We start from the raw sequence: 11,599 nt of genomic DNA, 5'->3' as shown, positions 1-11,599 counted from the left end.
CACGAATTCGCGTCGTATCGACATGGTGGTGCACTCCTGCCACGGCATCGCTCGAACTCCTCATTCGAAAGATTCCGTAAGCCTAAATGCGTTACCTATGTCTCCCGACACCTGTTACCTATGTCTCCCGGCTGAACACCGCCCGCACCATTGCGCGGGGCTCTGGGTGAGTATCGACGGCTGTTTGCCGACTGGCCGTTTCTGGGTTATGCCCTGACCGGCGGTTTCGCCATCGCTGGGATGTTCGCCTATATCGCCGGCTCGCCCTTTATCTTTATCGAACTCTACGGCGTGCCGGCCGAGCACTACGGCTGGCTGTTCGGCAGCAATGCCCTGGGCTTTATTCTGGTGGCGCAGCTCAATGCCTGGCTGGTGGCCCGCCATGGTCCGGGCTACTGGCTGCGCATTACCGTGTGGTTCTACCTGGGTGCGGCCCTGGTGCTGCTGCTGGTGGCAAACGCCAGGCCGCAGGCATTGTGGCCCCTGCTGATCCCCATGTTCGCCTGCATCGCCTGCCTGGGCATTTTGCTGCCCAATGCTTCGGCCTGCGCCATGGCCGGGCAGGGCAGCCATGCCGGCAGTGCCTCGGCGTTACTCGGCAGCCTGCAGTTTGTGATTGCCGCCAGTGCGGCAGCCATGGTCGCGTGGCTGCATGACGGCAGCGCCTGGCCGGTGGCGGTGGTGATCTTCGGCTGCGGCCTGCTGGCCGTGTTGTTCTCGCGCCTGACCCCGTGGGCCGAACGGCGCGCCGGTTCGGCTGGGTAAGGGCGATGTTCCATTAAGGAGCCAAGCGCTAAAGCCCAACCAGGCATGTTACTGCCTGTTGGGCTTCGCTGCGTTCAACGCCAACCGCGGCCTAGGTCGGTGCGCACGGCGCACCCGACCTAATTGCGTGTACACCTAACCGGGCTTTTAAACCGCCAGTTAGCTGGCGATGCGCTGCTGCTCCCGGGGCAGGCTATGGGGGGCTTGCAGGCGTGCCTGCAGGGTGGAAACGAACTGGCGGGCCTCGGCTTCGCTGCGAAAGGTCACGCGGTGCTGATCGAAATGTACCTGCCAACAGCCCTGAGGCTGGTTTACCGGCTGTATAACGAGATTCATGGGCACTTCCTCCGCTGCAGGGAAATCCAGTCTAGCCGGTGAATATGAACGTTCTCTGACTTGCATCAATTGTCTGCCCGGCAACCTGCCGTTGGTCGGATAGTGTGCTCAATAATTGCGCTGCTGCTGCACGGCCAGGCCGGCCAGGCGGGTGAACTCGGTAACCAGGGCAATATCCTCGTTACTCGGGCTGGCGCAGTGGTGGTAGTAGATGCCGAAGGTGCCCAGCACTGTGCCGCTGTCATCCTTGAACGGCAGTGACCAGCAGGCGCGCAGGCCGGCGGCGCTGGTCAGCTCGCGAAAGTCGCGCCAGAAGGGGTGCTGGCTGAGGTCTTCGGCGATCACCAGTTCGCCGTTGCAGGCCGCATGCCCACAGGAGCCCACTTCCGGCGCAGCCTGCAGGCCGTCGATGGCCTGGCAATAGCTCTCCGGCAGGCTGGGTGCGGCTCCCAGGTGCAGGCGTTTTTGCGGGTCCAGCAGCATGATCGACACCAGCATATGTGGGTTAAGGCCCTGCAGCCGGCGGCTGATATTGTCGAGAATATGCGGCAACGGGCGACGCGCCAGCAGCTCATCGAGTACCGCATTGCGCGCGTTTTGCAGCTCCTGGGCCTGGAAGCGGTCGTGGATATCGCGCAGGCAGCCGCGCAGGCTGTTATCCGGCTGGCTGCGGCTCAGCTGCAGTTCGATCCTGCGGATTTGCCCATTGCGGGTCAGCAAGCGGTACTCGCTGCGCAGGCTGGTCTCCTCACCCTTGGCCAGGGCGCTGATCTGTTTGGCCAGTTTTCTGCCGTCTTCGTCATCGAGAAACTGGGTCAGCGGGCGGCCCAGGCTTTCATCGCTCAAATAACCGCTGAGTTTTTCCCAGGCCGGGTTGTAAAAGGTCAGGTGGCCGTGGGCATCGGCGAGGAAGATCACATCGCTCAGCTGCTCGACCAGCTCGCGAAAGCGCTCCTCGCTGGCCAGCAGTTCACCGTAGACCTGCTTTTGCTCGCTGAGGTCGATATCGATGCAGTACATCTCCAGCTGGTCGCGACTATTGCGCAGTATCGAGTGGCTGGAATAGACCCACACCTGGCTGCCGTCCTTGCGTTGCAGGCGCAGCTCCGCTGCGGGTATGGCGGGGCCGCCGAGCAGCCAGCTCTGAATGGCGGCAGCCACCTGGGTGCGCGAGGAGGGCGGAATGATCAGGTCTTCCAGGCGCTTGCCCATAGCCTCCTGCAGGGTGTAGCCATACAGCTGGGTGCTGGCCTGGTTCCAGTAGATCACCCGGCGCTCGCGGTCGTAACCCTGCACGGCGATACGCGGGGTCTGTTCGAACAGCTGGCGAAAGCGCTGTTCGCTCTCGCGCAGGGCGCTTTCGTCGCGTTTCTGGCTGCTGATGTCCTGCACAGTGCCGATGATGCGGTCCTGTTCGTTGACTTCACCGTGCAGCAGCAACCAGGTGGCCTGCAGCTTGTGTGGCTGATACAGGCGGGCGCTGAGGGTCATGGGCTTGTGCTCGTGCAGCAGCGCCTGCAGGGCGCGTTGCGCCGCGGGGCGATCGGCCGGGTGCAGCCAGCTGAGCAGGCGCTCGAGGCTGCACTGGCGGTTATCGAGTTCTTCATCTGTGTCGTGGCCGAGCAGGGCCAGGGCTTCCGCTGTCCAGGTAAAGCAGGTGCTGTATTCCCAGCTACCGAGGCCGGCATGGCGTTGCGTCTGCTGCAGCAGGCTAGTGCTGTGGGTCAGCTCTTCGAGCAGGCGTAGTTGGGCCCGGCGGTCGCGGTAGCTGACAAAGAAGATCAACAGGGTGCTGAGCAGAATAAACAGCAGGCCTTTTGCGGTTTGCAGGTCGGCCGCCAGCTCGCTGTCCTGGACCATTGCCTGCAGCAGGCTATCGCTGCCAAATATCCACAGGCTGCTGAACAGGCTATATACGCCGGCCAGGCGCAGTGGACCGTGAAGATCAGGTCGCATCCCTTACCACCGCCTAATATGCAAATGTGAGCGGGCCTGTACCGGGAAAGCCGCAGAGCAGGTGTCGCCTTGAGATATATACAGTCTAGCCCGCGACGCGACAATTGCCTGCGAGCAATCTGTGCCGCATAGGGCTGCGGCAATTGGTCAGGGCCTCGCGCTTGGCGGCTTGCTGGCGTGCTGCTAGAGTCGCGGCCATGAAGCCGACCCCGAACCACCGCACGCTATTGGCCTGGATGCTGTATTTCAGCGTCCTGTTCAGTGCGTTCGCCTGCAGTATTGGCCACGGGCAGATGGCGGGCCTGCAGTTGAGTGGGCTGAGCAGCCAGTACTGCTCCTTCGAAGGTAACTTCGGTGCCGGTGCCGATCTGGACGGTTCCGGCGTTGTAGCGCCCAATTCCGCCACCGGCTCGGGCTGTTCGCTTAGCTCCAGCTTCAGCGCCATCATTCTGGCGGCGTTCTTCGGCCTACTTGGCTTACTGGTGGCCAGTCGTGCGGCGCTGACGGCTGTCTTCCTGATCCCCCTGCCTGTTCGCTATCTCTGGCCTTCGGCCAACCCCCGCGCGTCCCCGTTTATTCCATAGCCATCGGGCATCACGCCCGGATATTCCTGCCGTTGCCGCGCCAGACACCCTGCGCGGGAGCGGTATGTACACGCTATCGGAGTCGACTTATGCGCCAACCTGCGCGCTCTTTCTACAACCTGGCCTGGCGCTGGCATTTCTATGCCGGGCTGTTCGTTATCCCGTTTTTGATCCTGCTGTCGCTGACCGGGATCATCTACCTGTTCAAGCCGCAGCTCGATCAGTTGCTGTATGCCGAGCTGCTGCAGGTGCCTGCGGCCGCGCAGCACGTGAGCGCCGACCAGCAGATGGCCGTGGTGCAGCAGGCCTATCCAGGGGTTGCGATCAAGCAATACCTGCCGCCGGTGGCCGAGGGCCGCAGTGCGCAGTTTGTGATTGAGGCCGATGGCCAGGGCCTCAATGTATTTGTTGACCCTTACCGCGACACATTGCTGGGCAGCCAGGATGCGCAGTACAACCTGCAGGCTATCGCCCGCCAGCTGCATGGCGACTTGATGATTGGCACCCTGGGCGATCGGCTGATCGAGCTAGCCGCCGGCTGGGGCATCGTGCTGGTGGTTTCCGGCCTGTATCTGTGGTGGCCGCGCGGTCGCTCCGGGGCGGGTGTGCTGTGGCCACGGATAAGCGCTCGTGGTCGTTTGCTGTGGCGTGATCTGCATGCGGTAACCGGGTTCTGGGGCTCGCTACTGCTGCTGTTTATGCTGCTCACCGGGATGACCTGGACCGGTTTCTGGGGCGCGCAATTTGCTGGGGCCTGGAACCACTTTCCGGCGGCGATGTGGGATGAGGTGCCGCAGTCCGGCAAACTCACCGGCAGCCTGAACAACAGCCGCCAACAGACCGTCGCCTGGGCGGTGGAAACCACGCCGCTGCCGGCTTCCGACCCACATGCTGTACATAAGGGCCATGCCGCCAGCACCGCGCCAAGTGCCGCGCCCCAGGTCAGCCTGCAACAGGTGGTCGACACGGTCAGCGCGCGCGGCGTGCAGCCGGGTTACAGCATCACCCTGCCGAAAGGTGAAACCGGGGTGTACAGCGTGGCCCTGTTCGCCGATGACCCGCGCAACGACGCCACCTTGCACCTGGATCAATACAGCGGTGCAGTACTGGCCGATGTGCGCTGGAAGGATTACGGCGCAGTGGCGAGAACCGTGGAGACCGGGGTGAAGTTGCACGAAGGCAAGCTGTTCGGCCTGGCCAATCAGCTGCTGATGTTGCTGGTCTGCCTGCTGATTCTGCTCAGCGCGGTCAGTGGTCTGATCATGTGGTGGCAACGTCGCCCGGTCGGCAAGTTTGGCGTGCCATCGCTGCGCCATGACCTGCCGCGCTGGAAGACCGCGATTGTCATCATCTGCCTGCTCGGTGCGGCCTTCCCGCTGGTGGGGGCGTCCTTGCTGCTGATCTGGGCGCTGGATTGGCTGCTGTCGCGTCTGCCTGGGCAGCGTCTGGCCAACGCTTGAATGGAATAACCGGCGCGGGCCAGGTCCGCGTCAATGCTTCGCGTACAACCTACGTCTGGATTGTCAGTCCCCTACAGGAGAACACCATGTTGCTGAAAAAGACCCTGCTGATCGCTGCACTGCTGAGCCCGAGCCTGTTTGCAAGTGCCCATGAATACAGCGTTGGTGAACTGCATATCGAGCACCCCTGGTCGCGGGAAATGCCTGCCGTGGCACCCACGGCTGCGGCCTATTTTGTAGTGCACAACAAGGGCACAGAGGACGATCGCCTGCTCAGTGTCACCACCCCCGTGGCCGGCAAGGCCGAGCTGCATGAGCATATTCACGCCGATGGCCTGATGAAGATGCAGCAGGTGCAGAACGTGGCAATTCCCGCCGGCGGCGAAGTGCAGTTCGCACCCATGGGTTACCACGTGATGCTGTTCAACCTGCAGCAGCAGGCCAAGGACGGCGAGCGTTTGCCGCTGACCCTGACCTTCGAGAAGGCCGGTACGGTTGAGGTGGAGGTGACTGTGCAGAAGGATGCACCAGTGGCTGAGCATCACCACTGACCTGCTGTTAAGGTCGCCACGATTTGCGTAGGAGCGGGCCAGGCCCGCGATCAACCGTGTTCGCGGGCATGGCCCGCTCCTACACTCAGACCAGGCGCGCATCCAGGCTGTTCTGCGCCAGGCGTTTGGCCTGGTCCTGGGTCATGCCCAGGCTGTCGTGCAAGGCGGCGAAGTTCTCGGTGACGTAGCCGCCGAAGTAGGCCGGGTCGTCCGAATTCACCGTCACCTTCACCCCGCGTTCGAGCATCTGCAGGATGTTGTGCTGGCGCATATCGTCGAATACGCAGAGCTTGGTATTCGACAGCGGGCACACGGTCAGCGGGATCTGCTCGTCGATAATGCGCTGCATCAGTCGCTCGTCTTCGATGGCGCGCACGCCGTGGTCGATGCGCTCGATCTTCAGCAGGTCCAGCGCTTCCCAGATATATTCGGGCGGGCCTTCTTCGCCGGCGTGGGCGACGGTCAGCAGGCCTTCGCTGCGCGCCTTATCGAACACGCGCTGGAACTTGCGCGGGGGGTGGCCCATCTCCGAGCTGTCCAGGCCGACGGCGATAAAGGCATCGCGAAATGGCATGGCTTGTTCAAGGGTTTTAAAGGCCTCTTCTTCGGACAAGTGGCGCAGAAAACTCAGGATCAGACCGTGGCTGATGCCCAGCTGCTTCTCGCCATCGACCAGCGCCTGCTTGATCCCGCGCAGCACCACTTCAAAGGGAATGCCCCGGTCGGTGTGGGTCTGCGGGTCGAAGAACGGCTCGGTGTGGATGACGTTCTGCGCCTTGCATTTCTGCAGGTAGGCCCAGGTCAGGTCGTAGAAGTCCTGCTCGGTGCGCAGCACATCGGCACCGGCGTAATACAGGTCGAGAAATTCCTGCAGATTGTTGAAGGCGTAGGCGCTGCGCAAGGTTTCGACGTCGTTCCAGGGCAGGGCGATCTTGTTGCGCTCGGCCAGGGCAAACAACAGCTCGGGCTCCAGCGAGCCTTCCAGGTGCAGATGCAGTTCGGCCTTGGGCAGGGCGTTGAGCCAGTCGTACATGGTCAGATCTCGTTATCAGGCGTGGTCGCGGCAAAGTTTAACCGTAAGGACAGGATTTCGCCGAATCAGTCTGCGTAGGGTGGACATCGCTTTTTATGTCCACCAAGCGGTCATCATGGTGCCGCAGGTGGTGGATGAAAACAGCGCCAGCTCCGCGCCCCGATCCATCCTACAGGCGGTCATCCCGCCTGTTCTTCCCGCCGATAAGCATAGGTGTCGGCAAAGCGTGACAGCAGATATTCGGCACTGGTCACGCTCGGGTACTTGGGTGGATTGGCGGCGTCCGAGCAGTTCGGCAGGCAGCTGATTTCCGTGTCTGGGTGCGGTTCGGCGAAGAACGGCATGGAGTAGCGATCCACTCCCAGCGGGCTGATCACCCGGTGCGGGGTCGAGGTGTAGCGGTCGTTGCTCCAGCGCGCCAGCATGTCGCCGATATTCACCACAAAGCTGCCTGCAATCGGCGGCGCGTCGATCCACTGGCCATCACGGTGGCGCACCTGCAGGCCACCAGCGTCGTCCTGGTAGAGCAGGGTGATGCAGCCGTAGTCGGTATGCGCCCCGGCACCTTGTTGTTCAGCGCTGCTGGCGGTGTGGCGCGGCGGGTAGTGGATCATGCGCAGCACGCTGATTGGCTCATGGAAGCGCGTGTCGAAAAAGTCGCGGTCGATATTCAGGGCAATGGTCATGGCGCGCAGCAGGGTTTGCGCCAGTGCCTGCATATCGCGGTAGTGCTGCTCCATCAGTGCAGTCCAGCCGGGCAGGTTCGGGTGGCGATTGGCCCCGCGCAGCGGCTTGCCGGCCAGCACCTCCGGATGATTCAGGTCCATATGGAAACCCATATCGAAGGTTTCCTTGAGATCGCTCGGTTTGCTCGGGTCCAGCTGCTCGGTGGCGATAGCGCCGTAGCCGCGGTGGTGGGCGGTCTGGGTGATATCGATCTTGAGTTTTTCCTCGGCTGGTAGGGCGAAGAAGGTCTTGGCTGCGCTCAGCAGTTCGGCGATACGCGCCGGGCTGATCGGGTGACCGGTGATATAGAAGAAGCCCCATTCGCGGCAGGCGCGGTCGATCTGTTTGGCCACTGCGGGCCAGGCGGCTGGATCGGCTGAGTAGAGCGGGGCGATATCGATAATCGGCAGTGTGTGCATAGAGGCTCAGGGTGGGGGCGTGCTGCGAGTCTTCTCGTACCCAGGGCAGCGAAAAAGGACGATGCCGGATTAAGGCGTCGCCCTTCTGGTGCGGTTCTGCCGGAGGGCAGGGACGGCATCGGTGGTCGTATAACGGCGGGTTGCACCCGCCCTACGGGGCTGGCCCGGCGCGTAGGGTGGGTGAAACCCGCCAACCGCTTACTTCGGCAGTTCAGCCTTTACGTTTTCCACGTAGTAGTTCATCGAGGCCAGTTCGGCGTTGGTTGCGGCGACGCCGGCCGGGATCTTCTCGACGCCGCTCTGGTCCTTGATCGGCCCGGTGAACGGATGGAATGCGCCGCTTTTGATATCGGCGATGATCTTCTCGGCTTCGGCTTTCACCTCGGCCGGCACCAGGTCACTGATCGGCAGGCGGATGGTGTCTTCAGTCAGGCCACCCCAGAAATCTTCAGATTTCCAGTTGCCGTCGATCACTGCCTGGGTGGATTTGACGTAGTGCGGGCCCCAGTCGTTGACGATTGAGGTGAGCACGGCTTTCGGCCCGAAATGCGCCATGTCCGAGGCGTAGCCCACGGAGTAAACGCCGCGACGCTCGGCGGTCTGGATCGGTGCCGGGCTGTCGGTGTGCTGGAACACCACGTCGACGCCCTGGTCGATCAGCGCGTTGGCGGCATCGGATTCCTTGCCCGGATCGAACCAGGAGTTGACCCACACCACCTTGATTTCGGTGCCGGGGTTGTACTTGTCCAGCGCCAACTGGATGGCGTTGATATCGCGGATCACTTCCGGGATCGGGAAGGAGGCGACGTAGCCGATCTTCTTGGTCTTGGTCATCTTCGCCGCGAGGAAACCGCCGACATAACGGCCCTCATAGGAGCGCGACAGGTAGGTGCCGAGGTTCTTGTCCTGCTTGTAGCCGGTGGCGTGCTCGAAGGTCAGCTTGGGGAATTGCTTGGCCACTTTCAGCGTCGGGTTCATATAGCCGAAGGAGGTGGTGAAGATCAGGTCGTAGCCGCCCTTGGCCATATTGCGAATCACCCGCTCGGCATCCGCACCTTCCGGCACGTTTTCCACATAGCTGGTCTCGACCTTGTCACCGAGCTCTTTGATCACTGCCTGGCGGCCTTGCTCATGCTGGTAGGTCCAGCCGTGGTCGCCAATTGGGCCGATATAAACGAAGCCGACCTTCAACGGATCGGCGGCGGAAGCGCCCAAAGTGGCGCTAAAGCCAAGGGCGGCAACGAGGGCGCGCAGCAGGGGTTTTTTACTCTTCTCGAACATGGTCGATGGAACTCCGATATGTGTGGGGGCGTTGTTATTAAACAGCTGCCGGATGGACTGCAAAAAGCTGACCAACTGGACAATTAGTGCCGCGCGCCGCGCTAAAACGCAGAACCCCGCTGTGGCGGGGTTCTTGGGTGGTGCTTTGCTGGTGCGTAAGACGTTTGTTTTGCTGCCAGATGGTGCGCAATCGCGGGAATAGAGCTGCTGTCTGTAGGAGCGGGCCATGCCCGCGAAGCGTAATCGCGGGCATGGCCCGCTCCTACAAGAACACTGAGCTTCAGTGCCCCGGCTGCCAGGGCTTACCCAGGGATACCGGGGCAAACAGGCGAGTCTTGATTGCATCGCGCGACAGCAGTACCAACACCAGAATGGTCGCCACATAGGGCAGCATCGCCAGCAGGTTGGAGGGGATCGACAGACCGATGCCCTGGGCCACCAGGTGGATGATGCTGGCCAGGCCGAACAGGTAAGCGCCGAGCAGCAGGCGGAATACGCGCCAGCTGGCAAACACCACCAGCGCCAGGGCGATCCAGCCACGCCCGGCGGTCATGTTTTCGGCCCACATCGGCGTATAGGCCAGCGACAGGTAGCCGCCTGCCAAGCCGGCCATAGCGCCACCGAACAGCACCGCCAGGGTGCGCACGCGCAGTACTGGCAGACCCATGGCGCTGGCCGCGTCGGGGTTTTCGCCGACCGCCTGGATGATCAGGCCGATGCGGCTTTTCAGCAGCACCCAGGCCACCAGGGCGAACAGGGCGAAGGACAGGTAGATCAAAATGTCCTGGGCAAACAGCATGCGCCCGATCAGCGGGATGTCGCTGAGCAGCGGAATGGCAATGGGCTCGAAACCGGCCAGCGGTTTGCCGACCCAGGCCGCGCCGACAAAGGTCGACAGGCCGACGCCGAAGATGGTCAGCGCCAGTCCGGTGGCCACCTGGTTGGCGTTAAAACCCAGGGCTACGGCGGCGAACAGCATCGACAGCAGCATGCCAGCGCTTATTGCGAGCAGCACGCCGAGCCACAGGTTGCCGGTACTCAGGGCGACGATAAAACCGATCACCGCGCCGAACAGCATCATGCCTTCCTGGCCGAGGTTGAGTACGCCGCTTTTCTCGCAGATCAGTTCACCCAACGCCACCAGCAGCAGCGGCGTGCCGGTGCGCACCATGGCGTAGAAAATATTGCTTAACAGGTCGAGATCCATCGGTTGCTCCGGGTTTGGCTATTGCTTCAATTCATCTGCAGAGGCTTCCCCCTCACCCCAGCCCTCACCCCAGCCCTCTCCCCGGAGGGGCGAGGGAGCGGTACCGCGTTGACTCGAAGTCGCGCGCCGCTTCTGTCCCCTCTCCCTTTTGGGGAGAGGGTTAGGGTGAGGGGCCGTTTGTTCAGGCTGCCGCTTTTTTCAGTGCCGGAAGGTTGGCCCATTTCCACTTCAGCCGTGGCCGATAAAGAATCAGCACGTCACAGGCGAGCAGGAAGAACAGCATCATTCCCTGGAACAGTTGGGTGATCGCCTGGGGCAGGTTCATGGTCATCTGCGCGTTCTCGCCGCCCAGGTACAGCAGGGCCATCAACAGGCTGGCGAACAGAATGCCGAGCGGGTTGAGGCGGCCGAGGAAGGCCACGGTGATCGCCGCGTAGCCGTAGCCCGGCGATACCTGCGGCACCAGCTGGCCGATGGGACCGGCCACTTCACCAACACCCGCCAGCCCGGCCAGCCCGCCGCTGACCAGCAGGGCAAACCACACCAGGCGCTTCTCGCGAAAACCGACAAAACCGGCGGCGCGGCGGTCGAGGCCGAGCACCTTGATCTGAAAACCAAGAAAGCTCTTGTGCAGCAGCACCCACACCGCCACCAGGGCCAGCAGGGCGAAATACAGGCCGGCGTGCAGACGGCCATCTTCGCTGACCAGGGGCAGGCGGCTGGCGTCGCCAAACATTGCCGACTCGGGGAAGTTGAAGCCGGCCGGGTCCTTCAGTGGGCCATGCACGAAGAACAGCAGCAGGTTTAGCGCGATGTAGTTGAGCATGATGCTGGTGAGGATTTCGTTGGCATTGAACTGCGTGCGCAGCCAGGCGGTCAGGCCGCCCCAGGCCGCGCCCGCAGCCACGCCGGCGAGCACCACCCAGACCAGCGCCCAGCGGCTGTCCCAGTCGATAATCTGGATCGCCATGGCGCTGCCTGCCAGGGCGCCGAGCAGCAGCTGACCTTCCGCGCCGATATTCCAGATGCGCGCCTGGTAGGCCACGGCCAGGCCAAGGGCGCAGAGCAGAATTGGCAGCGCCTTGACCAGCAATTCGGAGACGCCGTACCAGTCGGCCAGCGGTGCGATCAGCAAGGTGTGCAGGGTTTGCAGCGGGTCGTGGCCGAGCAGGCTAAACAGCAGCGCGCCGCTGCACAGGGTCAGCACGGCGGCGAGCAGCGGCGATAACCAGAGCATGGCGCGCGATTGTTGGCCGCGCGGTTCGAGGGATAACAGCATGG

10 protein-coding genes and 1 pseudogene are annotated in these 11,599 nt (G+C 62.6%); 4 read left to right on the top strand and 7 right to left on the bottom strand.

The window, feature by feature from the left end; translation table 11 throughout:
- Window positions 1-147 precede the first annotated feature (147 nt).
- Window positions 148-765 (top strand): annotated as a pseudogene (locus VMP31_RS20910) (Bcr/CflA family drug resistance efflux transporter); the annotation flags it as partial.
- A gap of 159 nt (window positions 766-924) precedes the next feature.
- Here the strand turns inward: VMP31_RS20910 and VMP31_RS20905 are convergent.
- Together VMP31_RS20905 and VMP31_RS20900 are read right to left on the bottom strand one after the other, a co-directional pair.
- Window positions 925-1,101, bottom strand: coding sequence for a hypothetical protein (locus tag VMP31_RS20905; RefSeq protein WP_325509629.1), 177 nt, complete (start codon window positions 1,099-1,101; stop codon window positions 925-927).
- 108 nt (window positions 1,102-1,209) lie between these two features.
- Window positions 1,210-3,057 (bottom strand): PAS domain S-box protein, encoded by a 1,848-nt coding sequence (locus tag VMP31_RS20900; protein WP_325509628.1) that lies wholly within the window; start codon window positions 3,055-3,057, stop codon window positions 1,210-1,212.
- A 197-nt stretch (window positions 3,058-3,254) separates the two neighbouring features.
- Between VMP31_RS20900 and VMP31_RS20895 the strand changes: the two genes are divergently transcribed.
- The 3 genes from VMP31_RS20895 (at window position 3,255) to VMP31_RS20885 (ending at window position 5,652) form a co-directional block, all read left to right on the top strand.
- The gene (locus VMP31_RS20895; protein ID WP_325509627.1) at window positions 3,255-3,641 is read left to right on the top strand and encodes a DUF2946 family protein; all 387 of its coding nucleotides are present in this window, start codon (window positions 3,255-3,257) and stop codon (window positions 3,639-3,641) included.
- Window positions 3,642-3,730: 89 nt separating this feature from the next.
- On the top strand, window positions 3,731-5,101 hold the full coding sequence (locus tag VMP31_RS20890; protein WP_325509626.1) for a PepSY domain-containing protein: 1,371 nt from the start codon (window positions 3,731-3,733) through the stop codon (window positions 5,099-5,101).
- Between the two features lie 86 nt (window positions 5,102-5,187).
- The gene (locus VMP31_RS20885) at window positions 5,188-5,652 is read left to right on the top strand and encodes a copper chaperone PCu(A)C (RefSeq protein ID WP_325509625.1); all 465 of its coding nucleotides are present in this window, start codon (window positions 5,188-5,190) and stop codon (window positions 5,650-5,652) included.
- An 85-nt stretch (window positions 5,653-5,737) separates the two neighbouring features.
- Here the strand turns inward: VMP31_RS20885 and VMP31_RS20880 are convergent, their stop codons facing one another.
- The 5 genes from VMP31_RS20880 to VMP31_RS20860 form a co-directional block, all read right to left on the bottom strand.
- Window positions 5,738-6,685 (bottom strand): adenosine deaminase, encoded by a 948-nt coding sequence (locus VMP31_RS20880; protein ID WP_325509624.1) that lies wholly within the window; start codon window positions 6,683-6,685, stop codon window positions 5,738-5,740.
- A 179-nt stretch (window positions 6,686-6,864) separates the two neighbouring features.
- Window positions 6,865-7,830, bottom strand: coding sequence for a 2-oxoglutarate and iron-dependent oxygenase domain-containing protein (locus VMP31_RS20875; protein WP_325509623.1), 966 nt, complete (start codon window positions 7,828-7,830; stop codon window positions 6,865-6,867).
- 198 nt (window positions 7,831-8,028) lie between these two features.
- The gene (locus VMP31_RS20870) at window positions 8,029-9,111 is read right to left on the bottom strand and encodes a BMP family ABC transporter substrate-binding protein (protein ID WP_325509622.1); all 1,083 of its coding nucleotides are present in this window, start codon (window positions 9,109-9,111) and stop codon (window positions 8,029-8,031) included.
- A 280-nt stretch (window positions 9,112-9,391) separates the two neighbouring features.
- On the bottom strand, window positions 9,392-10,318 hold the full coding sequence (locus VMP31_RS20865; RefSeq protein WP_325509621.1) for an ABC transporter permease: 927 nt from the start codon (window positions 10,316-10,318) through the stop codon (window positions 9,392-9,394).
- A 181-nt stretch (window positions 10,319-10,499) separates the two neighbouring features.
- On the bottom strand, window positions 10,500-11,597 hold the full coding sequence (locus VMP31_RS20860) for an ABC transporter permease (RefSeq protein WP_325509620.1): 1,098 nt from the start codon (window positions 11,595-11,597) through the stop codon (window positions 10,500-10,502).
- Between the last annotated feature and the right edge of the window lie 2 nt (window positions 11,598-11,599).

This window comes from Pseudomonas sp., from assembly GCF_035512415.1.
Taxonomy (GTDB): Bacteria; Pseudomonadota; Gammaproteobacteria; order Pseudomonadales; family Pseudomonadaceae; genus Aquipseudomonas.
This window is presented reverse-complemented; position numbering and strand designations above follow the sequence as displayed.

Excerpts from the sequence above, each read along its gene's own strand:
- VMP31_RS20895 (WP_325509627.1), top strand. The coding sequence starts at position 3,255 with ATGAAGCCGACCCCGAACCACCGCACGCTATTGGCCTGGATGCTGTAT.
- VMP31_RS20890 (WP_325509626.1), top strand. The coding sequence starts at position 3,731 with ATGCGCCAACCTGCGCGCTCTTTCTACAACCTGGCCTGGCGCTGGCAT.
- VMP31_RS20870 (WP_325509622.1), bottom strand. The coding sequence starts at position 9,111 with ATGTTCGAGAAGAGTAAAAAACCCCTGCTGCGCGCCCTCGTTGCCGCC.
- VMP31_RS20880 (WP_325509624.1), bottom strand. The coding sequence starts at position 6,685 with ATGTACGACTGGCTCAACGCCCTGCCCAAGGCCGAACTGCATCTGCAC.
- VMP31_RS20885 (WP_325509625.1), top strand. The coding sequence starts at position 5,188 with ATGTTGCTGAAAAAGACCCTGCTGATCGCTGCACTGCTGAGCCCGAGC.
- VMP31_RS20875 (WP_325509623.1), bottom strand. The coding sequence starts at position 7,830 with ATGCACACACTGCCGATTATCGATATCGCCCCGCTCTACTCAGCCGAT.
- VMP31_RS20860 (WP_325509620.1), bottom strand. The coding sequence starts at position 11,597 with ATGCTGTTATCCCTCGAACCGCGCGGCCAACAATCGCGCGCCATGCTC.
- VMP31_RS20905 (WP_325509629.1), bottom strand. The coding sequence starts at position 1,101 with ATGAATCTCGTTATACAGCCGGTAAACCAGCCTCAGGGCTGTTGGCAG.
- VMP31_RS20865 (WP_325509621.1), bottom strand. The coding sequence starts at position 10,318 with ATGGATCTCGACCTGTTAAGCAATATTTTCTACGCCATGGTGCGCACC.
- VMP31_RS20900 (WP_325509628.1), bottom strand. The coding sequence starts at position 3,057 with ATGCGACCTGATCTTCACGGTCCACTGCGCCTGGCCGGCGTATATAGC.